A 24429-nucleotide genomic window follows, 5' to 3' on the forward strand; every position below is an offset into this window, starting at 1 on the left:
TCCGCGCTGGACACTGCGCCCCCATGGTGACAGCCGCCGCCCGGCCCTCCCAACCGCCGGGGTCATGCGTGGCGGGCGGATCAGATCGGACGTGTTTCCAGCGGGATGTGTCGCCAATCGTCAGGAAAATGCATGATTCGTACAAAAACGGGTTGAAGAAGGCTTGGCGAGTTGCGCGTGCGGCGTATACCATCGCGGCCCCACCGTCGGCAGCGCACCGCAAGACAAGGCACAACGAAGACCGGCGGGCATCAGCACTCCGTTGAGGAACACGACATCCATGTCCGACACCAAGCGCGTCACCGACGAAGAGGCCCTGCTGCTGCATTCCAGCGGCCGGCCCGGCAAGCTGGAAATCACCGCGACCAAGCCGCTGACCACCCAGCGCGATCTGGCGCTGGCCTATTCACCCGGCGTCGCCGCCCCCTGCCTGCGCATCGCCGAGGATCCTTCCCTCGCCTATGACTACACCGCCAAGGGCAACATCGTCGCCATCATCTCCAACGGCACCGCCGTGCTGGGGCTGGGCGACCTGGGGGCGCTTGCCGGCAAGCCGGTGATGGAAGGCAAGGCGGTGCTGTTCAAGCGTTTCGCCGATGTCGACGGCATCGACCTGGAGGTCGACACCCGCGACGTCGACGAGTTCGTCAATTGCGTGCGCTTCCTCGGCCCCAGCTTCGGCGGCATCAACCTGGAAGACATCAAGGCGCCCGACTGCTTCATCATCGAGGAGCGGCTGCGCGAGCTGCTCGACATCCCGGTCTTCCATGACGACCAGCATGGCACCGCGATCATCGCCGCCGCCGGCCTGATCAACGCCTGCGACATCACCGGCCGCAAGGTCGAGGACGTGAAGATGGTGGTGAACGGCGCCGGTGCGGCGGGAATCGCCTGCGCCGAGCTGTTCTGCACGATGGGTGTTTCACGTGAAAACATCATCCTGTGCGACACCAAGGGCGTGGTCTATCGCGGCCGCACCAATGGCATGAACCAGTGGAAGTCGTCCTTCGCCGTCGACACCGACAAGCGCACGCTGGAAGAGGCGGTCGCCGGTTCCGACGTGTTCGTCGGCCTGTCGGCCAAGGGGGCGATGACGCCGGAGATGGTGAAGTCGATGGCGGCCAAGCCGATCATCTTCGCGCTCGCCAACCCCGATCCGGAAATCACCCCGGAGGAGGTCAAGGCGGTGCGCGGCGACGCCATCGTCGCCACCGGCCGCTCCGACTATCCGAACCAGGTCAACAATGTCCTGGGCTTCCCCTATCTGTTCCGCGGCGCGCTCGACGTGCGCGCCACCACCATCAACGAGGCGATGAAGGTCGCCGCCGCCAAGGCGCTGGCGGCGTTGGCGCGCGAGGATGTGCCGGACGAGGTCGATGCCGCCTATTCCGGGCGCCGGCTGCGCTATGGTCCCGACTACATCATCCCGGTGCCCTTCGACCCGCGCCTGATCGTCACCGTGCCGGCCGCCGTCGCCCAGGCGGCGATGGAAAGCGGCGTGGCGCGCAAGCCAATCCTCGACCTGACCAGCTACAGGCATTCCCTGCGCACCCGCCTGGACCCGACCGCCGACAGCCTGGAGCTGATCCTGGAGAAGGTGCGGACCAACCCGCGCCGCGTCGTCTTCGCCGAGGGCGAGGAGGAGCGGACGATCCGCGCCGCCATGTCCTTCCGCGCCCACGGCTATGGCACGCCGGTGCTGATCGGCCGCGAGGAGGTGATCAAGGAACAGCTGGCGGCGATGGGTCAGCCCCATGTCCAGTTCGAGATCCACAACGCCCGCCTGTCGGACGCCAACCGGCGCTATGCCGACCATCTCTACCGCCGGCTCCAGCGCAAGGGCGCGCTGCTGCGCGACTGCCAGCGGATGGTCAACCAGGACCGCAACGTCTTCGCCGCCTGCATGGTGGCGCAGGGCGACGCCCACGCCATGGTGACCGGCCTGACCCGCAGCTTCGGCGTGGCCTACGAGGAGATCCGCCGGGTCGTCGATCCCAAGGCGAACGAGCCGGTCTTCGGCCTGCATCTGTCGATCACCCGCAACCGCACCGTCTTCATCGCCGACACCACCGTCCATGTCCGTCCCGACGGCAAGACGCTGGCCGACATCGCCATGGGTGCTGCGGCCAAGGCGCGGCAGATGGGGCACGAGCCGCGGGTGGCGCTGCTGTCCTTCTCCAATTTCGGCCAGACGCCGCATCCGAACACCGATCCGCTGCGCGAGGCCCTGTCGATCCTCGACAGCCGCCGGGTCGATTTCGAGTATGACGGCGAGATGTCGGCCGACGTGGCGCTGGACTATCAGCTGATGAAGCGGGTCTATCCGTTCTGCCGCCTGTCCGGTCCGGCCAATGTGCTGATCATGCCCGGCCTGCATTCGGCCAACATCTCGGCCAAGCTGCTGAACAAGATGGCCGGCGGCCAGATGATCGGCCCGCTGCTGATCGGTTTGGACAAGCCGGCGCAGATCGTCACCATGGGCGCCACGGTCAACGACATCGTCACCGCTGCCGCCCTGGCGGCGCATGACTCGCTGCCCTGGTGAGGTGGGAAGGGTGCGGGGGTAGGCACGAAGCCATGAGGTCCGGGAATCTTGCCCTCCCCCTCCCCCTCCCGGGACGGGAGAGGGCGCTTGTGGACCAAATGTCCTCACCCCAACGCCTTGTAGAAAAACGTCGTGTCACAGAAGCCGCCCTGCGGCCACAGGGCGTAGTTGGGGATGACGCCCACTTTCGTCCAGCCGGCGCGCCCGTACAGGCGTTCGGCGTCGGCGGAGCCGGTGTCCAGCACCAGCAGGGTCTTGCCGGCGGCACGGGCGGCGTCCTCCGCCGCCCGCATCAGCAGGGCGCCGACGCCACGGCGGCGGGCGCGGCGGTGAACCAGCATCTTGGAGAGATCCGCGCGGTGCGGCTGGTTCGGCGGCTGATGGACGACCAGCTGAACGGTTCCCAGCACGCCCTCGCCATCCTCCGCCGCCAGCAGGATGCGCTCGCCCCGCTCCACCCCGGCCACCACCTGCCGCCAGAACTCCTCGGCGGTGGCGCGGTCGAGCGGGGCCATGAAACTGACCGACGCCCCGCCGGCCACGCAGTCCAGCAGCACGTCGGTCAGCCCCGGCACCGTGGCGTGGGCCTCGGCACCGGACAGCATGCGGACCGTCACGGCGGCGCCGCCGCTCTCGCCGTTCCGCTGGCGGGGATCCGGGCAGTCCCTGTCCATCGCATGTTCCTTTCAGCGTTTAGCCGCGTTTAAACCTAAGCGGCCGTCGGTGATCAGCGCCACGATGTAGCGGGCGGCCCGATCGGTCGGGTTGTGGAAGCCGGTCGGCCGGTCGAGCCGCATGGCGAGGCAATCGCCGGCCGACAGCCGGTGCGTCACCTCCCCCACCGTCAATTCGATGGTGCCGTCGAGCAGATAGACCTGTTGCTCCACCCCGGCGGCGCGGGTGCCGCTGTCGTAGGAGACGCGGGTACCGGCCGGCAGCTCGACCTCCACCAGCTCGATCGGCGATGGAAAGCCCGGCGGTGACAGGTTGCGGCGGCGATAGCCGGTGGCCGGGTCGGTCCAGGCGATCTGGTCCGACTGGCGGGCGACCGGGCTGGCATCCCGGCGCTCCGCCTCGGCGAACAGGGTGGCCAGCGTCACCCCCAGCCCGGCGGCGAGCCGGTCCAGCACCGAGGCCGTCGGGCTGCTTTCCCCCCGCTCGACCAGCGAGATCATCGAGCGGCTGACGCCCGACCGTTCGGACAGGCTGTCCAGGGTCAGGCCACGGTCCGCCCGCAGGGCGCGCAGCCGGGTGGCGAGACGGCTGTCAATGTCATTCGCGGCGTTTTCCATGAAGATAGAATGGTGATCCAGGATATTGGAGTCAACACTCCATCGCCCAATCCTTTCCATCACGGTCCCGCCCATGAATCTTTTATGACCTCCGCGCGGCCTGTCGGGCGATGGTGTAGAAGGGCCTGACCTCGACCGCCCCCCGCCTCCGCCCCCTTGTTCCACCTCCCACTCCGGTGCCGACCCCATGCGCCAGAAGGCGTTGCCGCCCACCCCGCTGTTGACCGCCCTCCTGTTGATGCTGGTGCCGCTTGCCGGCGTGCTGGCCTGGGCGGTTCAGGCCGGGGCGCTGCATGGCGGGCTGGCGCTGGCCGCCGGTCTGGCGGCGCTGGCGGGGGCCGCCCTGGCGCTGCGTACCCATCGCCATTTCGCCGATGCGATGACGGACTATGCCGCCCGGCTGGCCGAGGCGGACGAACCGCTCGCGCCCACCTTTGCACCGCCCGCCCTGAAGGCGCTGACCGCCACCATCGGGCGGCTTCACCGGGTGGGACTGCGCCGCGCCGAGAGCGTGCGGATGCAGCTGGACGCCGACGAGGCGGTGATCGACGCCCTGCCCGCTCCGCTGCTGCTGATGGACGCCGAGCGCCAGGTGGTGCGCGCCAACCAGACCGCGCGCGAGCTGTTCGGCGACAAGGTGGTCGATCGCGACCTCGCCTCCTCCCTGCGCAACCCGGCGGTGCTCGAGGCGGTGGATGCGGTTCTGCGCGGCGGCGCGTCCCGCATCATCGAATTCACCCTGCCGGTCCCGGTCGAGCGCAGCTTCGAAGCGCAGGTGAAGCCCTTCCAGCGGCTGGTGCCGCAGCCCGACCCCTCGCTGCTCGACGGCGAGATCGAGGAGGAGCAGGCCCCGCCTCCCCCCACCGTCGCCCGGATGGCGATCCTGACCCTGCATGACGTCACCGCCGCCCGCCGGTCGGAACAGATGCGCGCCGACTTCATCGCCAACGCCAGCCACGAGCTGCGCACGCCGCTCTCCTCGCTGCTGGGCTTCATCGAGACGCTGCGCGGCCCCGCCCGCGACGATCCGGAGGCGCAGGACCGCTTCCTGGCGATCATGCATGACCAGGCCAGCCGCATGGCCCGTCTGGTCAACGACCTGCTGTCGCTTTCCCGCATCGAGCTGGACGAGCATATGCCGCCCGGCGGACGGGTCGATGTGGTGGAGGAGCTGGAGAATGTCATCGCCGCGTTGCAGCTGAAGGCGGCCGACCGCCGCATCCGCCTGCGTCTGGAAGCGCCCGACGGCCTGCCGCCGGTGGTCGGCGACGAGGACCAGCTGACCCAGGTCTTCCAGAATCTGGTCAGCAACGCGATCAAATACACGCGCGAGGATACGGACGTGACCATCACCGTCGCGCTGGCCGATGGAGCGGTGGTGGGCTTCACCGGTCTGCCGGTTTCCGGCGCCGCGGCGAAGGACAGGCGCGGCGGGCGGGGCGGCACCGCCATGGTCTCCGTCGCGGTGCGCGACCGTGGCGACGGCATCGCCCGCACCCATCTTCCCCGCCTGACCGAGCGCTTCTACCGCGTCGATGCCGCGCGATCGCGCGCCATGGGCGGTACCGGGCTCGGGTTGGCGATCGTCAAGCATATCCTGAACCGCCACCGTGGCCGCCTGACCATCGAAAGCGAGGTCGGGGTGGGCAGCGCCTTCACCGTCTATCTGCCGGCGGAATCCCCCTCTTCCAGGGCGGAGAAGGCAGCGGGCGGGCTGTGACAGGGGATGGCCGCTCTGTGACGTGGTCATGAAAGCGTCATAAAAACGTAATGAATTATTCGCCCTCCGGGTCTATGGTCCGCGCCATTCCGACGGACCAGTTTCCGCTTCCCCGAGGAGGGCCACCCCTTGACCATCCGGACGCCCGCCGTCGCCGCGACCGCCTTGGGTTTGGGGTTGATCCTGAGCCTCGCCACGGCGTCCGCCTGGGCGCAGTCGCGCGACCAGATCCGCGCGGTCGGGTCCTCCACCGTCTTCCCCTTCACCACCGCGGTGGCGGAGGCCTTCGGCCGAAGCGGCAGGTTCAAGACCCCGGTGGTGGAATCGACCGGCACCGGCGGCGGGCTGAAGCTGTTCTGCGGCGGTGTCGGCCCTGCCCATCCCGACATCGCCAACGCCTCGCGCCGGATCAAGAAGTCGGAGATCGACCAGTGCGCCGCCAATGGCGTCACCACGGTGACCGAGCTGAAGATCGGCTATGACGGCATCGCGCTGGCCTCCTCGCGGAAGGCGGCGCCGGTCTCGCTGTCCACGCTTGTCCTGTGGAAGGCGCTGGCCAAGGAGGTGCCGGTGAATGGCGCCCTGGTCGCCAATCCTTACAAGCTGTGGTCCGACATCGACCCCGCCCTGCCGAGGACGGCGATCGAGATGCTGGGCCCGCCGCCGACCTCCGGGACGCGCGACACCGTCAACGAGCTGGTGATGCTGCAAGGCTGCGGGAAGGTGGCCGAGGTTGCCAGGGTGGTTCCCGACGAGGCCGCCCGCGAGCGCGCCTGCATGACCATCCGCGAGGATGGCGCCTATGTCGAGGCCGGCGAGAACGACAACCTGATCGTCCAGAAACTGGCCGCCAACCCCGACGCCTTCGGCATCTTCGGCTACAGCTATCTCGACCAGAACCGCGACACGCTGCAATCCGCGACGATGGACGGGGTGGAGCTGACGGCGGAGACGGTGGCCGCCGGCAGGTACGAGCTGGCGCGTCCGCTCTACATCTATGTGAAGAACGCCCATGCCGGCGTCATTCCGGGCATCCGCGAGTTCATCGGCGAATACACCTCCGAACGCGCGATGGGCGATGACGGCTATCTGGTCGACAAGGGCCTGATCCCCGAGCCGAAGCCCTTGCGCGAGGCCGCCCGCATCCTGGCGGTGAACCTGACTCCGCTTCAGTTCTGACCCCTTCCCCCGAGCGACCGCGCATGCAGCCGACCCTCCTCGCCCTGATCCTGGCCCTGCTCACCGTGATCGGTTTCCTGATCGGGCGGTCGCGGGCGGCCGAGTCGGTCGGCGGGCGGGTGGCGGAGCTGCATTCGGTTCCCTCCTACCATGGCGCCTATGTGGCGCTGTGGGCCGGGCTGCCGGCGCTGTTGCTGCTGGCGGTCTGGACCGCGTCGGAGGGCTGGCTGGCGCTGCGGCTGGTGCTGTCGGCCCTGCCGGAGCGGCTGACCGGCGGCGACGGCCAGTCGGTCACCCTGCTCAAGGCCGACATCCTCAACCTCGCCCGTGGTGTCGCCACCGGGCGCCAGCCCGATCCGCTGGTGGCGGAGGCGGCGCGGCGCTACGCCGCCTTCCGCGATCTCGCCGGCTGGAGCCTGCTGGGGGTCGGCGCCAGCCTTGCGGTCGCCGGCATCGCCTGGGGCCGCCACCGCGTCGGGCCGGATCTGCGCGCCCGCCCGGCGGTGGAGCGGGTGGTGCGGGTGGCGCTGGTCGTCTGCTCGCTGGTCGCCATCCTGACCACGGTCGGCATCGTGCTGTCGCTGCTGTTCGAGGCGCTGCGCTTCTTCAGCGCCGTCTCGCCGCTCGACTTCCTGTTCGGCATGCATTGGAGCCCGCAGATGGCGATGCGGGCCGATCAGGTCGGCTCCAGCGGCTCCTTCGGAGCGATCCCGCTGTTCGCCGGTACCCTTCTCATCACCGTCATCGCCATGCTGGTGGCGGTGCCGGTCGGTCTGATGGCGGCGATCTACATGTCCGAATATGCCGGGCGCGGCGTGCGCACCTGGCTGAAGCCGGCGCTGGAGATCCTGGCCGGCATCCCGACCGTGGTCTATGGCTTCTTCGCCGCCCTGACCATGGCGCCCGCCGTCCGCTCGCTGGGAGGGGTTCTGGGGCTGGATGTCAGTTCGGAATCGGCGCTGGCCGCCGGCATCGTCATGGGGGTGATGATCATCCCCTTTGTCAGCTCGCTGTCGGACGATGTCATCAACGCGGTGCCGCAGAGCTTGCGCGACGGCTCCTACGGCCTCGGCGCCACCAAGTCGGAGACGATCAGGCAGGTGGTGCTGCCGGCGGCGTTGCCCGGCATCGTCGCCGCGGTGATGCTGGCGGTCAGCCGCGCCATCGGCGAGACGATGATCGTCACCATGGCGTCGGGCCTGACCGCCAACCTGACCGCGAACCCGTTGCAGGCGGTGACCACCGTCACCACCCAGATCGCCACGCTGCTGGTCGGCGACCAGGAGTTCGACAGCCCGAAGACGCTGTCGGCCTTCGGCCTCGGCCTCGTGCTGTTCCTCGTCACGCTCTGTCTCAACATGGTCGCCCTGCGGGTGGTCCGGACCTATCGGGAGCATTATGACTGACCTCGTCGAACGGGACGCGGCGGCCGTGACGCCCTCCACCAGTCCGGCGAAGCCGCGCCTGCGCGGCGAGGCCTTCGCCCGCCGCCTGCGGGCCCGCCACGCCGCCGAGCGCCGCTTCCGGCTGGCCGGGGCCGCCGCGGTGACGCTGGCGGCGCTGATGCTGGTTCTGCTGCTGGGCTCCATCGTCGCCAAGGGCGCCGGCGCCTTCCTGGAGGCGCGCATCCGGCTGGAGGTGACGCTGGACCCGGCGGAGATTGCCGACCGCAACTTCACCGCCCCGCTGCGCCGCGCCCTCCATGCCCAGTTCCCGCAGGTGACCGACCGTGCCGGCCGCCGCGTGCTGAACGAGCTGCTGTCGTCGGGCGCGCCCTACGAGCTGGAGGCGATGGTGGCGAAGAACCCGGCGCTGGCCGGGACGACGCGGACCGTCTGGGTCCGGGCCGACGACCAGATCGACCAGCTGGTGAAGGGCGGCTACCGCCGCGACCTGCCGGAGGGCGAACGTGGTCTCAGCGACGCCAAGGTCGCCGCCGCCGACGCGCTTCTGGCCTCGGGCGCGCTGGCGCAAGGCTTCAACACCACCCTGTTCACCGCCGGCGACAGCCGGGAGCCGGAACAGGCCGGCATCGGCGGCGCCCTTGTCGGTTCGCTGCTGACGCTGCTGGTCACCATGGCGCTGTCGGTGCCGGTCGGCGTCGCCGCCGCGGTCTATCTGGAGGAGTTCGCGGCGAAGAACCGCTGGACCGGCCTGATCGAGGTGACCATCAACAACCTCGCCGCCGTGCCGTCGGTCATCTTCGGCCTGCTGGGTCTGGCCGTGTTCCTCGGCTTCTTCGGCATGCCGCGCTCGGCGCCGCTGGTCGGCGGGCTGGTGATGGCGCTGATGACGCTGCCGGTCATCATCATCTCGGCCCGCGTCGCGTTGAGGGCGGTGCCGCCGTCGATCCGTGACGCCGCGCTCGCCATCGGCGCCTCGCCTTTGCAAACGGTTCTGCATCATGTGCTGCCGCTGGCGATGCCCGCCATCCTGACCGGCACCATCATCGGCATGGCCCGCGCGCTGGGCGAGACGGCGCCGCTGCTGATGATCGGCATGGTCGCCTTCATCGTCGACATCCCCCATGGGCTGACCGACAGCGCCACGGTGCTGCCGGTGCAGATCTACATGTGGGCCGACAGCCCGGAGCGCGCCTTCACCGAACGCACCTCCGCGGCGATCCTGGTCCTGCTCGGCGTCCTGATCCTGCTGAACGGGGCGGCGGTCATCCTGCGCAAGATTTTCGAGAGACGGTGGTGAGCGCCATGAGCATGCGAAGCCCGTTGAAGCTGCGGCCCCATGGCGACCGGCGTCCCGACCAGCGTCGCGGCGCCGCCCTGCCGAACAAGATGACCGCCCGCGGGGTGACGGTGTTCTACGGCGCCAAGCAGGCGCTGCGCGGCATCGACCTCGACATCCAGGAGAACCGGGTGCTGGCGCTGATCGGCCCGTCCGGCTGCGGCAAATCGACCTTCCTGCGTTGCCTGAACCGGATGAACGACACCGTCGAGGGCTGCCGGGTCGAAGGACGCATCGCGCTCGACGGCGAGGACGTCTATGGCAAGACGGTCGACGCGGTGCAGCTGCGCGCCCGTGTCGGCATGGTGTTCCAGAAGCCGAACCCCTTCCCCAAATCGATCTACGACAATGTCGCCTACGGCCCGCGCATCCATGGTCTGGCGTCGGGCCGCGCCGAGCTGGACGAGGTGGTGCAGACCTCGCTCAAGCGTGCCGGCCTGTGGGCGGAGGTGAAGGACCGCCTGCGCGAACCCGGCACCAGCCTGTCCGGCGGCCAGCAGCAGCGGCTGTGCATCGCCCGCGCCATCGCCGTCAGCCCCGAGGTGATCCTGATGGACGAGCCCTGCTCGGCGCTCGACCCCATCGCGACCGCCCATATCGAGGAGCTGATCGACGAGCTGCGGGCCAACTACACCATCGTCATCGTCACCCACAACATGCAGCAGGCCGCCCGCGTGTCCCAGCGCACCGCCTTCTTCCATCTCGGCGAGATGGTGGAGTGCGACGACACCGAGGACATCTTCACCAACCCGCGCGACGAGCGCACCCAGGGCTACATCACCGGCCGCTATGGCTGATCTCTTCCCGCTTGCGCCCCACCCCCGCCTCCCCTCCCTCCTTGTTGAAAAGGCTGTCCCATGCCGGTTAACGTCGAGACGCGCGCCGTGAACGGAGCCACCATGAACGCGGCCCTGAAGCCGCTCGTCCTGATCGTCGAGGACGAGGCCGATATCCTGACGCTGCTGAAGTACAACCTGGAAAAGGAAGGCTTCCGCGTCGCCACCGCCAGCGACGGCGAGGAGGCCCTGCTGGCCGCCGGCGAACAGACGCCGCACATCGTCCTGTTGGACTGGATGCTGCCGCTGATGAGCGGGCTGGAGGTCTGCCGCCAGCTGCGCCGCAACGCCAAGACCCGCGACATCCCGATCATCATGCTGACCGCCCGCGGCGAGGAGGGCGACCGCGTGCGCGGCCTGAATTCCGGCGCCGACGACTACATCACCAAGCCCTTCTCGCCGACCGAGCTGGTGGCCCGCATGCGCGCGGTGCTGCGCCGCGCCTCCCCCGGCATGACCGACGAGGTGCTGACCTTCGCCGACGTGACGATGGATCTGGCCGCGCACCGCGTCCGCCGCAACAGCCGCGACGTCCATCTCGGGCCGACGGAGTTCCGCCTGCTGCGCCATTTCATGCAGCATCCCGGCCGCGTCTTCTCCCGCGAACAGCTGCTCGATCTGGTGTGGGGGCACGATGTGTATGTCGAGCCGCGCACCGTCGACGTCCATATCCGCCGCCTGCGCAAGGCGATGAACGAGGAGGATGAGCTGGACCTGATCCGTACCGTGCGGTCGGCCGGCTACGCGCTCGATACCAAGTCGATGTGATGCGAGGTCAGCCCCCGACCTTGATCCTCCCCGCCCCGCGGGGGAGGATCAAGGTCGGGAGCTGACTGCTCCTGACATTTCCCATCCGGCCGCGCTGCCCCCCTCATGATCCTGCTCTTCACCGACTTCGGCCTTTCCGGCCCCTATACCGGCCAGATGAAGGCGGTGTTGGCGCAACAGGCGCCCGGCGTGCCGGTCATCGACCTGTTCGCCGACGCTCCCGCCTTCGACCCGCAGCTCTCCGCCTATCTGCTGGCGGCCTACGCCCCGGCCTTTCCGGCCGGAAGCGTCTTTCTCTGCGTCGTCGATCCCGGTGTCGGCACCGACCGGCGGCCGGTGATGGTGGAGGCGGACGGGCGCTGGTTCGTCGGCCCCGACAATGGTCTGTTCGCCCTGGCCGCCCGCCGCGCAACGTCGCTAAACGCCTGGACCATCGACTGGATTCCGGAGCGGTTGTCCGCCAGCTTCCATGGCCGCGACCTGTTCGCCCCGGTCGCCGCCCGTCTCGCCACCGGACGGGCCGTCGAGCGCGGCCCGCTCGCCCCCGCCGACATCGACCGACCCGGCTGGCCGGACGAACTGCCGCGCATCGTCTATGTCGATGTCTATGGCAACGCCATGACCGGAATGCGGGCTTCCACCCTGCCCGCCGATGCGGTGCTGGGCGCGGCCGGCACGCGCATCGCCCGCTCCCGGACCTTCGGCGCCGTCGGGCCGGGGCAGCCGCTGTGGTACGAGAACTCGAACGGCTTGGCGGAGATCGCCGTCAATCGCGGGCGGGCCGACCGGGCGCTGGGGCTGGCGGTGGGCGATGTGGTGACCGTCGAACCTTGAGCCGCCCAAAAGAAAACCGCCCGGAAGCGGGAGGCTTCCGGGCGGTGATCGCTGTGATCAGCGGCTTGTCCGATCAGGTTTGCCGGGGTCAGTCGTTGTTGCGCTGGCCCAGGAACTGCAACAGGAACTGGAACAGGTTGATGAAGTCCAGATACAGCGTCAGGGCGCCCATCAGGGCGAGCTTGCCGGCGCTCTCGTGATCGTAGCTCTCGGCGTAGCTTTCCTTGATCGCCTGGGTGTCATAGGCGGTCAGGCCGGTGAAGATCAGCACGCCGATGGCGGAGATCGCGAAGTGAAGGGCCGGCGACTGGAAGAAGATGTTGGCCAGGCCGGCGATCACCAAGCCGATGACGCCCATCATCAGGAACGAGCCCATCTTCGACAGGTCGGCCTTGGTGGTGTAGCCGTACAGGCTCATCGCCAGGAAGGTCGCGGCGGTGACGAAGAAGGTCAGCGCGATCGACGCCCCGGTGAAGACCAGGAAGATGGCCGACATCGACAGGCCCATCGCGCCGCAATAGGCCCAGAAGATCATCTGTGCCGACGCGAAGGACAGGCGCTGGATGCCGAAGGACAGCACCATGACGAAGGCCAGCGGGGCCAGCATCACCACCCACTTCAGCGGCGAGCCGAAGATCGCCATCATGATGGCCGGGCTGGACGACACGAGGGCCGCGACCAGACCCGTCAGGATCAGGCCGGCACCCATGTAGTTGTACACGCGCAGCATGTGCTGCCGCAGGCCTTCGTCTAAGTATCCCCGATCTGTCGCGCGGCCCACGGTCGCGAAGCGGTTATAGGTCGGGTCTGCCATGGTTTGGTTTCCTCGGTGGAATAGGGTGATCCCGTCGCAAGACATATTGGCGAGTCCGCCATGCGGTTCAATAGGAATCGGCGACGCTTTTTCGGAATGAAAAAGCTTTCACGATTCGTTTTTGCTGCGGCGTCATGACGCGGGAATCACTCGTTCCGAAGCAATGGCGCCGAAGGCTGGCCCAAAGCCCGCCAAGTACCATAAAACCCGAAAGCCAGCGTGATCGCCGTGCTCAGCAAAGCGGTGGTGACGACCGCCGACGGCAGGAAGCTCCATTCCCAATGCATCAGGAACTTCAGCACCGCCCAGGCGGTCAAGGTGCCGATGATGCCGGCGATGACCGCGGTCAGCAGGCCGAGCAGCCCATATTCCAGCAGGAAGGCGCGCAGCACGTCGCCGCGCGTCGCCCCCAGCACCTTCAGCACCACCGCGTCATAGACCCGGCGGCGGTGGCCGGCGGCGACGGCGCCGGCCAGCACCAGGGTGCCGGCGGCCAGCGTGATGCCGGCGACGATGCGCACCGCCGTGCCGATATGGCCCAGCATCTCCGCCACCGTGTCCAGCGCGTCCTTCACCCGGACCATGGTGATGTTGGGGAAGCGTTGCAGGACGGCGCGCTGCACCTGGGTCTCGGCGTCGGGCGTGGCGCGGACGGTGGCGATCCAGGTCTGCGGCGCGCCCTCCAGCGTGCCGGGGGCGAAGACCAGGGTGAAGTTGATCGCCATGCTGCCGAAATCGGCGGCGCGGATGTTGGCGACCTTGGCCTCGATGCCGCGGCCCAGGATGTTGATGGTCATGGTGGCGCCGGGACCGATGCCGAAGGCCTCGGCGACGCTTTGGTGGATGGAGATCAGCGGCGGGCCGGCATAGTCGGTCGGCCACCACGACCCGGCGGTGACGGTCGAGCGTTTCGGGATCGTCGCGGAATAGGTGATGCCGCGGTCGCCGGCCAGGATCCAGGCCTGCTCCGGATCGACCAAGGCCTTTTCGGCGTCCCGGCCGTTCACCCGCTCGATCCGGCCGCGCAGGCTCGGCACCGCCTCGAAGCCGCCGGCGCCGGGAACGGCGGTGACCAGATCGCGCAAGGGATCGAACTGGTCGCGCTGGATGTCAACGAAGAAGAAGCTGGGGGCGTCCTGCGGGATCGTCTCCGACACCCGGCGGGCGAAATTGCCCTGGATCAGCGCGATGGCGACCAGCACGGTCAATCCCAGCCCGAGCGACAGCACCACCGCCGCCGTCGGGTTGCCCGGCCGGTGCAGGTTGGCGAGCGCCAGCCGCAGCCCCGGACGCCTGGCAAGTCCTATTCCACCCCGGCCGACCCGCGCGGCACCCCAGGTGACCAGGGCGGCGGCGGCGCGGAAGGCGAGGAAGGTGGCGATGGAGCCGCCGACGAACCACAGCGCGAACAGCTTGTTCTGGGCGCTCAGCACCGCCAGCCCGGCGAGCGCCAGGGCCGCGGCGATCATCGCCAGGGTGTAGGGCTTGCGCGGCCGTCCGCCGGCGGGGGCGATCACGTCGCGGAACAGGGCGCCCGCCGGCACCTCGCGCGCCCGGCCGAGCGGCCACAGCGAGAAGGTCAGCGCCGTCAGCACGCCATAGAGGGCGGCGAGCGCCAAGGCGCCGGGATAGACGCCGATCTGGGCCGACACCGGCAGCACGCCGTCGAGAAGCCGGCCCAGCGCCAGCGGCGCCACCGCACCCAGCGCCAGCCCGATGACGATGCCGAGCAACGCCAGCGCCAGGATCTGCGCCAGATAGAGCTGGAAGACCAGGGCGCCGGGGGCGCCGATGCATTTCAGCATGGCGATGGTGCGGGCGCGCGACTCCAGATGGCTGCGCACCGCGTTGCCCACCCCGACGCCGCCGACCAGCAGGGCGGTCAGCCCGACCAGCGTCAGGAACAGGGTCATGCGCTCGATGAAGCGTTCGATCTGCGGCGAGGCGTTGGTGAAGTCGCGCATCCGCCAGGGCGCGTCGGGGAAGCGGGCGCGCAAGGACTCCTGCCATGCCTTCAGGTCGGTGTCCGGCGGCAGCGCCACCTTGGCGCTCCACCAGGTGAGACTGCCGGGTTGCAGCAACCCGGTGTTCGTCAGCGACGGCAGCGCCACCAGCAGGCGCGGCCCCAGCGAGAAGGCGTTGGAGGAGGCGCGGTCCGGTTCGCGCTCCAGCACGGCGGCGACGCGAAAGGCGCCCTCGCCGACCTGGATGGTGTCGCCGGGCTTCACGCCCAGCCGGTCGGCCAGACCGGCCTCGATCACCGCGCCCCAGCGGCCGTCCTTTTGCGCCAGCGCGTCGCGCAGGTCGCCGCCACCCTCCAGCGCGACCGTGCCGTAGAGCGGATAGGGATCGTCGACCGCCTTCAGCTCGACCAGCGAGGAGCGGGTATCGTCACCGGAGCGGGCCATCGCCCGCATCTCGGCGGCGGTCGAGACCCGGCCGCCGGCCTTCAGCGCCGCCATCTGCTCGTCGTCCGGCGGGCTGTAGAGTTGCCGCAACGCGACGTCACCGCCGAGGATGGAGCGCCCGTCGCTCGCCAGCCCGTCGAGCAGCCCGCTCGACACCGACTGCACGGCGGCGATGGCGGCGACGCCCAGCGCCAGACAGGCGAGGAAGACCCAAAAGCCCTTCAGCCCGGTGCGCAGTTCCCGCCGGGCAAGGCGGAGGGCGAGAGGGAGGTTGGTCATCCCCCTCACTCCCCCGCCGCCTGGAGCTTCGCGCGCCGGGCCGCCTGACCGTCGTCGGCGATGCGGCCATCGGCCAGCCGGACCGTCCGGTCGCAGCGGGCGGCAAGCGCCTGGTCGTGGGTGATCAGCACCAGCGTCGTCCCCCGCCGTTCGGCCAGATCGAACAGCAGCTTGACGATGGTGGCGCCGGTGTCGATGTCGAGGTTGCCGGTCGGCTCGTCGGCCAGCAGCAGAGACGGCTCGGTGACGAAGGCGCGGGCCAGCGCCGTGCGCTGCTGCTCGCCGCCCGAAAGCTGGCCTGGATAGTGATGGATGCGGTGCCCCAGCCCGACCTGCTCCAGCCCGGCGCGGGCGCGGTCGAAGGCGTCGGCGACACGAGCGAATTCCAGCGGGATGGCGACATTCTCCAGCGCCGTCATGGTCGGCACCAGATGGAAGGCCTGGAAGACGATGCCGACATGCCGCCGGCGGAAGCGCGCCAGACCATCCTCGTCCAGCCGCCCCAGATCCTGCCCGGCGACACGGACGCCGCCGCCGCTGGGGCGTTCCAACCCGGCCATCACCATCATCATGGTCGACTTGCCGGAGCCGCTGGGACCGATGACGCCGACCCGCTCCCCGGCCGCCACCTGAAGATTCACGCCGCGCAGGATGTTGACGGGTCCGGCCCCGCTGTCCAATTTCAGGTGGATGTCGTCGAGTTCAACGATGAAGTCGTTGGAAGACCGGGCGATGGAGTTTGACGACGTTGCGGGGGACTGGGCCTTGGACATGCGACACTCGCACAAGCGGAATGGACCATCGCCATATGGCACGGCCCGCCGGGCTTTCAACTCGGGCGCGCTTGGCGCCGCGCTGGCCTTCCTTCTCACCGCAGGGATATCGATGACCGTTCCGACCCCCGCCGCCGCCCAGCCGGTGAAGCTGCTGGCGCTGGGCGACAGCCTGACCGCCGGCTATGGCTTGCCGGAACCGCAGGGCTTCACCCGCCAGTTGGAAAAGGCGCTGGCCGCCAAGGGCTACGGCGTCACCGTGATCAATGCCGGCGTGTCGGGCGACACCACCGCCGGCGGCCGGGCGCGGCTCGATTGGGCGCTGGCCGATCGGCCGGACGCCGCCATCGTCGAGCTGGGCGCCAACGACATGCTGCGCGGGCTCGATCCCGGTCAGGCCAGGGCCAACCTCGACGCCATCCTGAAGAGCCTGACGGAGCGCAAAATCCCGACGCTGCTGGCCGGCATGTACGCCTCCCCCAGCCTGGGCAAGCCCTACACCGACAGCTTCAACGCCATCTATCCCGATCTGGCGAAGAGCCACAACCTGCCGCTCTATCCCTTCTTCCTCGACGGGGTGGCGTTGCGGCAGGCGCTGTTCCAGCCGGACGGGCTGCACCCCAACGCCCAGGGCGTGGCGGTGATCGTGGAGCGCATCCTGCCTTCCGTCACCGCCCTGCTCGACAGCCTGCCGCGGATGCGGAAGACTGGCGAAAAGACCGGAGGCTGACCCGTCATGACCGCGACCCTCGACAGCGACACCCGCTTTCACGCCGCCTGCGCCGCCGGGGCGGAGTGGGGGCCGACGGTCAAGGCCTGCCTGGACCGGCTGGGGCCGGTCGCCGGCTGCAACCTGGGCTTCCTCTATCTGACCGACGGGCTGGCGGAGCATGCGACCAGCATCGTCACCCTGCTGCGCGGCGTCACCGGCATCCGCCACTGGGTCGGCACCGCCGGCATCGGCGTGATGGCGAACGGTGCGGCCCTGTTCGACGAGCCGGGGCTGGCGATCATGGCCGCCCGCCTGCCGGAGGACAGCTTCCGCCTGTTCCCCACCCTGACCGACGGGCTGGAACCGCTGCGCGGCAGCGCCGGCGGCTGGCTGGACCGGCATGGCGCGGCGCTGGCGCTGGTCCATGTCGACCCGCACCATGCCGACATGGCCGGGCTGGTGTCCCGTTTGTCGGAGGAGGCCGGCGTCTTCCTGGTCGGCGGCCTCACCGCCTCGCGCGGGGAGTTCCCGCAGATCGCCGCCGGGGCGGAGGATGCCGATCCGGTCACCAGCGGCGGCGTGTCGGGCCTGCTGTTCGCGCCCACCCTGCCGGTCGCCACCGCCCTGACCCAGGGCTGCCGCCCGATCGGGCCGACCCGCAGCGTCACCGCCAGCGACGACAACGTCATCCTGGAGATCGACGGCCGCCCGGCGCTGGAGGTGTTCAAGGAGGATATCGGGCCGGCGCTCGCCGCCGACCTGCGGCAGGTGGCCGGGCTGATCTGCGCCGGGTTGCCGATCACCGGATCAGACACCCAGGATTATCTGGTGCGCGACCTGATCGCCATCGACCCGCGCGCCGGCTGGATCTCCATCGCCGAACAGGTGACCACCGGCCAGCCGGTGATGTTCACCCGCCGTGACCGGGAAACCGCCGCCGCCGACATGCGCCGCATGCTGGACAGCCTCAAGAAACGGGTGAAGGCGACGCCGAAGGGGGCGGTGTATGTCAGTTGCATCGCCCGCGGCCCCAGCCTGTTCGGCGCCGCCAACGCCGAGCTGTCGATGATCCGCGAGACCTTCGGCGACATCCCGCTGACCGGCTTCTTCGCCTCGGGCGAGGTGTCGCACAACAGGCTCTATGGCTATACCGGCGTGTTGACGCTTTTCCTCTAAAAGTCAATTTCGGACAAGGAACGTTTCGGATGCAGTATCGCCCGCTCGGCCGCACCGGCCTGTCGGTTAGCGCCATCGGCCTCGGCACCATGACCTGGGGTCGCCAGAACACCGAGGCCGAAGGCCATGCCCAGATGGATGCGGCGCTCGACCGCGGCATCAATTTCTGGGACACGGCGGAGATGTACGCCGTCCCGCCCATCGCCGAGAGCTATGGCAAGACCGAGGAGGTGATCGGCAGCTGGTTCCAGTCGCGCGGCAAGCGTGACAAGGTGATCCTCGCCAGCAAGATCATCGGCGCCCCGGCCGGCGGCTTCGGCTGGGTGCGCGAGGGCAAGTCGCGCCTCGACCGCGCCAACATCTTCGCGGCGGTGGAGGCCAGCCTATCGCGGCTGAAGACCGACTACATCGACCTCTACCAGATCCACTGGCCCGACCGCGTCACCAACCGCTTCGGCGGCCGCACCTACCAGCACAAGCCCGAGCAGGACGGCGTTCCGATCGAGGAGACGCTGGCGGTGCTGGCCGAGCTGGTGAAGGCCGGCAAGATCCGCCATGTCGGCCTGTCCAACGAATCGCCCTGGGGGGTGATGCGCTATCTGCGCGCCGCCGAGGTGGCCGGGCTGCCGCGTGTCGCCTCGATCCAGAACGCCTACAATCTGCTGAACCGGACCTTCGAGAACGGCTTGTCGGAAGTGGCGCTGCGCGAGGATGTCGGGCTGCTCGCCTATTCGCCGCTGGCCGCCGCCACGCTGACCGGCAAATATCTGAACGGCGCCATTCCGCTGGGCAGCCGCCGCGCGATCGACCACCGGCCGTCGCGCTATGCCACGGTGAATGCCGACGCGGCGACGGAGGCCTATCTCGACATCGCCCGCCGCCATGGTCTGGCCCCCAACCAGATGGCGATCGCCTTCACCTTGCGGAAGCCCTTCGTCACCTCGTCCCTGATCGGAGCGACGACGATGGAGACGCTGATCTCGAACATCGAGTCCCTCGACGTCACCCTGTCGCCGGAGGTGATGGCGGAGATCGACGCCGTGCACAACCGCATGCCGGATCCGTGCCCGTGAGGGGTTGGTAGGGCGCCGGCCGCGGTTGCCCCCTCCCATCCTCCCCCGCTCTCGCGGGGGCGGGTCGGGGCGGGCGGAAGGTCAGGGTGGGGCTGACGCCGCCGAACCATGGAGGTGCCCATGCTCCGCCTGTTCGTCGCTCTCGACCTGACGGAGGACATCCGCCAACGGCTGGCCGGGCTGGCCGGCGGGGTGCCCGGCGCCCGCTGGACCGATCCCGAGGCCATGCATCTGACCCTGCGCTTCATCGGCGAGGTGCCGGAGGATCAGGCGATGGACATCGACGCCGCCCTGGCCGAGCTGCGGGCGCCCGCCTTCGCGCTGACCCTCGACGGGGTCGGCCTGTTCGGCAGCGGGCGCAAGGCGCGGGTGCTGTGGGCCGGGGTCGAGCGCAACGAGGCGCTAGCCCACCTCCAGGCCAAGGTCGAATCCGTTCTGGTCCGTTGCGGCCTGCCGGCGGAGGAGCGGAAATTCTCCCCCCACGTCACGCTGGCCCGGCTGAGGGACGCGCCGGCCGACCGCATCGGCCGCTTCCTGTCCGACCGCGGCCTGTTCCGCGCCGGCCCGATGCCGGTGGATCATGTCACGCTCTACCGCAGCCATCCCGGCAATGGCGGGGCGGTATATGAGGCGTTGCGCGACTATCCGCTGACGCCGGTGTGACGGTCAGGCCCGGAACATCGCCTCAAGGTCGGCGATCAGGCCGGGGCCTCGCGGTTGCCAGCCGAGCTTGGCCTGGGTCCGGATGCTCGACGCCATCAGGTCCATGCCGGCGAAGGCGCCCAGCCAGCCGAGATGATCGGCCGCCCTGTCCTGCGGGATGGAGATCGCCTCGATCCCCAGGCCGCGCGCCACCGTTTCCACGATCTCGCGGAGCGGGATGCCCTCTTCGCCGACCGCATGATAGCGCGCGCCGGGCTCCTTCCTCTCGATCGCCAGACGATAGAGGCGGGCGACGTCGTCCAGATGGCAGGCGGACCAGCGGTTGCGCCCCTCGCCGACATAGGCGGCCACGCCCCTCTGGCGGAAGATCGCGATCAGGAACGAGATCAGGCCCTGCCTTTCCGTGTCGTGAACCTGGGGCAGCCGCATCGCCGCGACATTGACGCCAGCCTCCAGCAGCGCGTTGCCGGCGCGTTCGGAGGCGACGCGGGGGCTGTGGTGGCTGTCGTCGAAGATGTCCTCACGGGCCGGCTGGCCATGGCCGGCGCTGCCCATGCCGACCGCCGAGGTGATCAGCAGCGGACGGTCCGATCCCTTCAGCACGTCGCCAAGCGCGCCGATGACCCGGCGGTCCTTCTCGCAATTCTCGGCGAAGCGCGAGAAATCGTGATCGAACGCCGTGTGGATCACCGCCTCGGCTGTCTCTGCGCCGCCCCGGATGCTCGCCAGATCCTCCAGCGTCGCCTGGTGTGGCTCGGCCCCGGCGGCTTCCAGCGCGCGGGCGCCATCCTCGGAGCGGGTCATGCCGATGACGTGATGGCCGGCGTTCAGAAGTTCGGAAAGCACCGCCCGGCCGATGAAGCCGGTGGCTCCGGTAAGAAAAATGCGCATGGGGTAGGTCCTTTTTCCAGAATCCGCACCCCCACTCTGGCGACCGGATGTATCCTGTTAAAGTAGTGACGTTTTCCTAGTATAATGATTACCAGGGTATAATGATTACCAGGATCGCCGATGCCGACGGATGCCAGACCGACCGACAGCGCCAATACGCTGGCCTCCTTTCTGCGGGACCGCCGCATGCGGCTGGATCCGGCGGCCTTCGGCTTCTCGGGCCGCCGCCGCACGCCGGGGCTGCGCCGGGAGGAGGTGGCGCAGCGCGCCAACATCAGCCCGACCTGGTACACCTGGCTGGAGCAGGGGCGCGGTGGGGCGCCGTCCGCCGATGTGCTGGACCGGATCGCCGGCGGTCTGATGCTCACCGATCTCGAACGCGAGCATATGTTCATCCTGGCGCTCGGCCGTCCGCCGGAGATGCGCTACAAGCCGGTGCAGGGTGTCAGTCCGCGGCTGCAACGGCTGCTGGACGCCTTCGACGCCTGCCCGGCCTTCATCAAGACCCCGACCTGGGACGTCGTCGCCTGGAACCACGCCGCCGCCATCGTCCTGACCGATTACGGCACGCTTCCCGCCGACCGGCGGAACATCCTGCGCCTCGTCTTCTGCGATCCGGCGGTCCGCGCCAAACAGACCGATTGGCAGGGCATGGCGCGCTTTCTGGTCGGCGCCTTCCGTGTCGACGCCGCGCGGGTCGGTGCCACGAAGGAGATCACCGACCTCGTCGATGAGCTGTGCCGGGCCAGCCCGGACTTCGCCGTCTTCTGGAAGGAGACCGACGTCTATGCGCCGAGCGAGGGCATCAAGCAGCTCCGGCACCCCCTGCTCGGCATCGTCCGCATGGAATATTCGGCCTTCGCCGTCGATGGCCGCCCGGACCTTGGCCTGATGGTCTATAACCCGCTGGACGGGCCGGTCAAGGAACGGATCCGGGCCCTGGTCGGCGAGAGGATTGAAGCCGACCGAAGAGGCGGTCCGGGGGATGGCGGCCGCGAGTGAACGCCGCTCAGATGACGACGCCATCCCACGGCTGGTCGCCGGTATCCGCTCCCGTCCCTGCCCCGATGGTCACGCCGCTGTCGGTGACGACCCGGTTCTTGCCTTCCTGCTTGGCGCGGTACATGCGCTGGTCGGCCAGTTCCACCAGCGCCTCCCAATCGGCGGGGCGGTCGGCCGAATGTTCGGCGATGCCGACGCTGGCGGTTTGCAGGCTGCCGTCCGGACGCTTGCCGAAGCCGGCGCGGCGCATCCGCTCCACCGCGATCAACGCGCCCTCCACCGGGGTATCCGGCATCACCACCAGGAACTCCTCGCCGCCCCAGCGGATCAGCGCGTCGGACTGGCGCAGCAGGCTGCGGATGGTGTTGGCGGCATGGCGCAGGACGCGGTCGCCCTCCTCGTGCCCATAGCGGTCGTTGACCGCCTTGAAGTCGTCGAGATCGACGAAGATCGCCGTCAGCGGCTGGGCCGCCCGTTCGGCATGGGCGACCTGGAGTTTCAGCACCTCCTCGCCGATGCGGCGGGAAAAGGCGCCGGTCAGCGTGTCGTGCGCCGCCTGCTCCAGCAGCGCGATCATGAAATGCAGCTGGCTGATCGCCGCCAGTGTCGCCACCACCGCGATCAGCGCCAGCAGCCACAAGGCACTGATGTAGGAAGGGAACGGCATCACCAGCGACCCGTAGAAGCCGGCGCCCAGATGGGCGGCCAGCATCGGCGCGGCGAACAGCGCGCCCTCCAGCGCGGTCAGCGGAAAGACGCTGAGCCCCGCCACCATCACGAAGGGCAGATAGCCATAGCCGGCGCTGACGGCGATGCGCAGATCGTCGACGCCCTGATTGTAGAGCAGCGGGTGGGAGATGGCGAAGAACAGCGTCGGGATCGCCAGCAGGCCGGTCAGCCGCCACCAGGCGCAAGCCATGTCGTCGCAGGACCGGCGGTCGAAGGCGAGCGCCAGGAAGGCGGCGCTGGCGGCCAGCCGCAACAGGATCAGCCAGGCTGCCAGCGACCAGTCGAAGACGGTCACGTCGATGACAATCCACAGCGGGGTCAGCACGCCGAAGACCAGCGCCACCATCCGCACGCGCGACTGGATCATCGCGGCGCGTCGGCGTTGCAGGATCGGCGTATGGCCGGCCGGAAGGATCAGGTCGGGCAGCTCGTCGCTGCGGACGAAGGCGTCGAACAGCGCGGCCAGAAGCCTCTCACTCCGCATGAAGCAGCCTGCCCCCGGCACCGGCCGGACATGTCGCCAATGGATCAGCCATGAAGGGTGATTACACGTGCATGACGGTAGCTTCAACGGCTTTCGCGTTGAAATGGTGGTCCGGCGGCGGGAAGGCGGGGCGGGACTCCGTCCTGCGGCAAAAGGTGACGGGCGGCGCGTCACCGACACGCCGCCCGTCTCAAAGCTCCGTCCCGACGATGCCGGTGACGGTCAGTCCTTCAGGTCTTCCCAAAGCTCCTTCACCTTGGCGAAGAAGCCCTCCGACTGCGGGTTCGACCCTTCCTTGGCGGCACCCTCGAACTCGCGCAGCAGCTCCTGCTGGCGCTTGGTCAGGTTCACCGGGGTCTCCACCACCGCCTGGATGTACATGTCACCACGCTGGGCGCTGCGCAGCACCGACATGCCCTTGCCCTTGATGCGGAACTGGTGGCCGGACTGGGTGCCCGGCGGGACCGTCACCTTGGTGCGGGTGCCGTCGATGGTCGGCACCTCCACGGACCCGCCGAGCGCCGCCGTGGTCATCGGGATCGGCACCCGGCAATGGATGTTGGCGCCGTCGCGCTGGAAGATCGCGTGCGGGGCGATCGCCAGGAAGATGTAGAGGTCGCCGGCCGGCGCCCCGCGCAGCCCCGCCTCGCCCTCGCCGGCCAGACGGATGCGGGTGCCGTCCTCGACACCGGCGGGGATGTTGACCTGCAGGGTCTTTTCCTTGCGCAGCCGGCCGGAGCCGCCGCAGGTCTTGCAGGCGTCCTTGATGACCTTGCCGGCGCCGTGGCAGCCGGGGCAGGTCCGCTCGATGGTGAAGAAGCCCTGCTGCGCCCGCACCTTGCCGTGACCCTGGCAGGTCGGGCAGGTGATCGGCTGGGTTCCCGCCGCCGCACCGGAGCCGTTGCAGCCGTCGCACTGCACGGTGGTGGGGACGCGGATGGTGGTCTGGGCGCCCTTGAAGGCGTCCTCCAGCCCGATCTCCAGATTGTAGCGCAGGTCCTGGCCGCGGCCGGACGCGCCGCCGCCGCCGCCGCGGCGCCCGCCCATGAACTCGCCGAACATCTCGTCGAAGATGTCGGCGAAGCCGCCGCCGCCGCCGAAGTCGAAGTTGAAGCCGCCGGCCCCGGCGCCGGCGCCCGGACCACGGCCACCCTCGAAGGCGGCGTGGCCGAACCGGTCATAGGCCGCGCGCTTCTGATCGTCCTTCAGGACGTCATAGGCTTCGCTGATTTCCTTGAACTTCTGCTCGGCGTCCTTGTCACCCTGGTTGCGGTCCGGGTGGTACTGCATCGCCATCTTGCGATAAGCCTTTTTCAGCTCATCCGCGCTGGCGTTCTTCGCCACACCGAGCAGCTCGTAATAATCCTGTTTCGCCATGGGGGCCGACCGCCTTTGAGTCGTTCTGGTCCAAACTGTCCGCGCCGTGCCGGAGCCTGATCCCAGCATACCGAAGGCCCGCCGCCGGGGAAAGGCGGCGGGCCATCGATGCTCGCGTCAGGTCCGTTGCGA

The 24429-nt window shown here is 69.2% G+C and carries 21 protein-coding genes; 13 read left to right on the top strand and 8 right to left on the bottom strand.

Features of this window, described 5'->3' with window-relative positions:
• The first annotated feature begins 280 nt into the window (after window positions 1-280).
• Window positions 281-2545: an NADP-dependent malic enzyme gene (locus AZL_RS00105; protein WP_012972648.1), complete on the top strand. Its 2265-nt coding sequence runs from the start codon at window positions 281-283 to the stop codon at window positions 2543-2545.
• Window positions 2546-2649: 104 nt separating this feature from the next.
• Here the strand turns inward: AZL_RS00105 and AZL_RS00110 are convergent, their stop codons facing one another.
• Both AZL_RS00110 and AZL_RS00115 read right to left on the bottom strand, forming a co-directional pair.
• On the bottom strand, window positions 2650-3219 hold the full coding sequence (locus AZL_RS00110) for a GNAT family N-acetyltransferase (RefSeq protein WP_012972649.1): 570 nt from the start codon (window positions 3217-3219) through the stop codon (window positions 2650-2652).
• A gap of 12 nt (window positions 3220-3231) precedes the next feature.
• Window positions 3232-3837 carry a helix-turn-helix domain-containing protein gene (locus tag AZL_RS00115; RefSeq protein WP_042442194.1) on the bottom strand — a complete coding sequence of 202 codons (606 nt, stop codon included), beginning with the start codon at window positions 3835-3837 and terminating at the stop codon, window positions 3232-3234.
• 187 nt (window positions 3838-4024) lie between these two features.
• Between AZL_RS00115 and AZL_RS00120 the strand changes: the two genes are divergently transcribed.
• The 7 genes from AZL_RS00120 (at window position 4025) to AZL_RS00150 (ending at window position 11916) form a co-directional block, all read left to right on the top strand.
• The gene (locus tag AZL_RS00120) at window positions 4025-5557 is read left to right on the top strand and encodes an ATP-binding protein (protein WP_012972651.1); all 1533 of its coding nucleotides are present in this window, start codon (window positions 4025-4027) and stop codon (window positions 5555-5557) included.
• Between the two features lie 129 nt (window positions 5558-5686).
• The gene (locus AZL_RS00125) at window positions 5687-6736 is read left to right on the top strand and encodes a PstS family phosphate ABC transporter substrate-binding protein (RefSeq protein ID WP_012972652.1); all 1050 of its coding nucleotides are present in this window, start codon (window positions 5687-5689) and stop codon (window positions 6734-6736) included.
• Between the two features lie 23 nt (window positions 6737-6759).
• A complete protein-coding gene (gene pstC / locus AZL_RS00130) occupies window positions 6760-8142 on the top strand; it encodes a phosphate ABC transporter permease subunit PstC (RefSeq protein WP_012972653.1) in 1383 nt (460 codons plus the stop codon).
• Complete coding sequence (gene pstA / locus AZL_RS00135) at window positions 8135-9439, top strand: phosphate ABC transporter permease PstA (protein ID WP_012972654.1); 1305 nt, start codon at window positions 8135-8137, stop codon at window positions 9437-9439. The genes pstC and pstA overlap by 8 nt, the downstream gene beginning before the upstream one ends.
• Window positions 9440-9528: 89 nt before the next feature.
• On the top strand, window positions 9529-10275 hold the full coding sequence (gene pstB, locus AZL_RS00140) for a phosphate ABC transporter ATP-binding protein PstB (RefSeq protein WP_042443311.1): 747 nt from the start codon (window positions 9529-9531) through the stop codon (window positions 10273-10275).
• A gap of 102 nt (window positions 10276-10377) precedes the next feature.
• Window positions 10378-11082, top strand: a complete 705-nt coding sequence (phoB, locus tag AZL_RS00145) for a phosphate regulon transcriptional regulator PhoB (RefSeq protein ID WP_045582504.1) — start codon at window positions 10378-10380, stop codon at window positions 11080-11082.
• 105 nt (window positions 11083-11187) lie between these two features.
• Window positions 11188-11916, top strand: a complete 729-nt coding sequence (locus AZL_RS00150; RefSeq protein WP_012972657.1) for an SAM hydrolase/SAM-dependent halogenase family protein — start codon at window positions 11188-11190, stop codon at window positions 11914-11916.
• Between the two features lie 88 nt (window positions 11917-12004).
• Here AZL_RS00150 and AZL_RS00155 read toward each other — a convergent pair whose 3' ends face one another.
• The 3 genes from AZL_RS00155 to AZL_RS00165 form a co-directional block, all read right to left on the bottom strand.
• A complete protein-coding gene (locus AZL_RS00155) occupies window positions 12005-12730 on the bottom strand; it encodes a Bax inhibitor-1/YccA family protein (RefSeq protein ID WP_197540142.1) in 726 nt (241 codons plus the stop codon).
• A gap of 146 nt (window positions 12731-12876) precedes the next feature.
• Window positions 12877-15417, bottom strand: a complete 2541-nt coding sequence (locus AZL_RS00160; RefSeq protein ID WP_052293600.1) for an ABC transporter permease — start codon at window positions 15415-15417, stop codon at window positions 12877-12879.
• A gap of 5 nt (window positions 15418-15422) precedes the next feature.
• On the bottom strand, window positions 15423-16190 hold the full coding sequence (locus AZL_RS00165; RefSeq protein ID WP_012972660.1) for an ABC transporter ATP-binding protein: 768 nt from the start codon (window positions 16188-16190) through the stop codon (window positions 15423-15425).
• A 112-nt stretch (window positions 16191-16302) separates the two neighbouring features.
• Here AZL_RS00165 and AZL_RS00170 point away from each other — a divergent pair, with 112 nt between their 5' ends.
• The 4 genes from AZL_RS00170 to thpR all read left to right on the top strand — a co-directional run bounded on the left by AZL_RS00170 (window position 16303) and on the right by thpR (window position 19814).
• On the top strand, window positions 16303-16920 hold the full coding sequence (locus AZL_RS00170; RefSeq protein WP_042442197.1) for an arylesterase: 618 nt from the start codon (window positions 16303-16305) through the stop codon (window positions 16918-16920).
• 6 nt (window positions 16921-16926) lie between these two features.
• Window positions 16927-18078: an FIST signal transduction protein gene (locus AZL_RS00175; RefSeq protein WP_012972662.1), complete on the top strand. Its 1152-nt coding sequence runs from the start codon at window positions 16927-16929 to the stop codon at window positions 18076-18078.
• Between the two features lie 29 nt (window positions 18079-18107).
• Window positions 18108-19151, top strand: a complete 1044-nt coding sequence (locus AZL_RS00180) for an NADP(H)-dependent aldo-keto reductase (RefSeq protein WP_012972663.1) — start codon at window positions 18108-18110, stop codon at window positions 19149-19151.
• A gap of 120 nt (window positions 19152-19271) precedes the next feature.
• Window positions 19272-19814: an RNA 2',3'-cyclic phosphodiesterase gene (thpR, locus tag AZL_RS00185; RefSeq protein ID WP_012972664.1), complete on the top strand. Its 543-nt coding sequence runs from the start codon at window positions 19272-19274 to the stop codon at window positions 19812-19814.
• Window positions 19815-19817: 3 nt separating this feature from the next.
• On the opposite strand, the gene AZL_RS00190 is transcribed toward thpR, so the two are convergent.
• Window positions 19818-20705, bottom strand: a complete 888-nt coding sequence (locus AZL_RS00190) for an SDR family oxidoreductase (RefSeq protein ID WP_012972665.1) — start codon at window positions 20703-20705, stop codon at window positions 19818-19820.
• 120 nt (window positions 20706-20825) lie between these two features.
• Between AZL_RS00190 and AZL_RS00195 the strand changes: the two genes are divergently transcribed.
• Window positions 20826-21707 carry a helix-turn-helix transcriptional regulator gene (locus AZL_RS00195; RefSeq protein WP_012972666.1) on the top strand — a complete coding sequence of 294 codons (882 nt, stop codon included), beginning with the start codon at window positions 20826-20828 and terminating at the stop codon, window positions 21705-21707.
• A gap of 7 nt (window positions 21708-21714) precedes the next feature.
• Here the strand turns inward: AZL_RS00195 and AZL_RS00200 are convergent, their stop codons facing one another.
• Both AZL_RS00200 and dnaJ read right to left on the bottom strand, forming a co-directional pair.
• Entirely contained in the window at window positions 21715-22920 is a 1206-nt protein-coding gene (locus tag AZL_RS00200) for a GGDEF domain-containing protein (protein WP_042442199.1), read from the bottom strand.
• Window positions 22921-23142: 222 nt separating this feature from the next.
• Window positions 23143-24297 (bottom strand): molecular chaperone DnaJ, encoded by a 1155-nt coding sequence (gene dnaJ / locus AZL_RS00205; RefSeq protein ID WP_012972668.1) that lies wholly within the window; start codon window positions 24295-24297, stop codon window positions 23143-23145.
• Window positions 24298-24429 lie beyond the last annotated feature (132 nt).

The organism is Azospirillum sp. B510 (assembly GCF_000010725.1).
In the GTDB taxonomy this organism is placed as follows: Bacteria; Pseudomonadota; Alphaproteobacteria; order Azospirillales; family Azospirillaceae; genus Azospirillum; species Azospirillum lipoferum_B.

What these genes read in the sequence shown, in the direction of transcription:
- AZL_RS00190 (WP_012972665.1), bottom strand. Translation starts at nt 20,705, where the DNA reads ATGCGCATTTTTCTTACCGGAGCCACCGGCTTCATCGGCCGGGCGGTG.
- thpR (WP_012972664.1), top strand. Translation starts at nt 19,272, where the DNA reads ATGCTCCGCCTGTTCGTCGCTCTCGACCTGACGGAGGACATCCGCCAA.
- AZL_RS00155 (WP_197540142.1), bottom strand. Translation starts at nt 12,730, where the DNA reads ATGGCAGACCCGACCTATAACCGCTTCGCGACCGTGGGCCGCGCGACA.
- dnaJ (WP_012972668.1), bottom strand. Translation starts at nt 24,297, where the DNA reads ATGGCGAAACAGGATTATTACGAGCTGCTCGGTGTGGCGAAGAACGCC.
- phoB (WP_045582504.1), top strand. Translation starts at nt 10,378, where the DNA reads ATGAACGCGGCCCTGAAGCCGCTCGTCCTGATCGTCGAGGACGAGGCC.
- AZL_RS00175 (WP_012972662.1), top strand. Translation starts at nt 16,927, where the DNA reads ATGACCGCGACCCTCGACAGCGACACCCGCTTTCACGCCGCCTGCGCC.
- AZL_RS00200 (WP_042442199.1), bottom strand. Translation starts at nt 22,920, where the DNA reads ATGCGGAGTGAGAGGCTTCTGGCCGCGCTGTTCGACGCCTTCGTCCGC.
- AZL_RS00165 (WP_012972660.1), bottom strand. Translation starts at nt 16,190, where the DNA reads ATGTCCAAGGCCCAGTCCCCCGCAACGTCGTCAAACTCCATCGCCCGG.
- AZL_RS00105 (WP_012972648.1), top strand. Translation starts at nt 281, where the DNA reads ATGTCCGACACCAAGCGCGTCACCGACGAAGAGGCCCTGCTGCTGCAT.
- pstC (WP_012972653.1), top strand. Translation starts at nt 6,760, where the DNA reads ATGCAGCCGACCCTCCTCGCCCTGATCCTGGCCCTGCTCACCGTGATC.
- pstB (WP_042443311.1), top strand. Translation starts at nt 9,529, where the DNA reads ATGACCGCCCGCGGGGTGACGGTGTTCTACGGCGCCAAGCAGGCGCTG.
- AZL_RS00160 (WP_052293600.1), bottom strand. Translation starts at nt 15,417, where the DNA reads ATGACCAACCTCCCTCTCGCCCTCCGCCTTGCCCGGCGGGAACTGCGC.
- pstA (WP_012972654.1), top strand. Translation starts at nt 8,135, where the DNA reads ATGACTGACCTCGTCGAACGGGACGCGGCGGCCGTGACGCCCTCCACC.
- AZL_RS00110 (WP_012972649.1), bottom strand. Translation starts at nt 3,219, where the DNA reads ATGGACAGGGACTGCCCGGATCCCCGCCAGCGGAACGGCGAGAGCGGC.
- AZL_RS00120 (WP_012972651.1), top strand. Translation starts at nt 4,025, where the DNA reads ATGCGCCAGAAGGCGTTGCCGCCCACCCCGCTGTTGACCGCCCTCCTG.
- AZL_RS00180 (WP_012972663.1), top strand. Translation starts at nt 18,108, where the DNA reads ATGCAGTATCGCCCGCTCGGCCGCACCGGCCTGTCGGTTAGCGCCATC.
- AZL_RS00115 (WP_042442194.1), bottom strand. Translation starts at nt 3,837, where the DNA reads ATGGAAAACGCCGCGAATGACATTGACAGCCGTCTCGCCACCCGGCTG.
- AZL_RS00195 (WP_012972666.1), top strand. Translation starts at nt 20,826, where the DNA reads ATGCCGACGGATGCCAGACCGACCGACAGCGCCAATACGCTGGCCTCC.
- AZL_RS00150 (WP_012972657.1), top strand. Translation starts at nt 11,188, where the DNA reads ATGATCCTGCTCTTCACCGACTTCGGCCTTTCCGGCCCCTATACCGGC.
- AZL_RS00170 (WP_042442197.1), top strand. Translation starts at nt 16,303, where the DNA reads ATGACCGTTCCGACCCCCGCCGCCGCCCAGCCGGTGAAGCTGCTGGCG.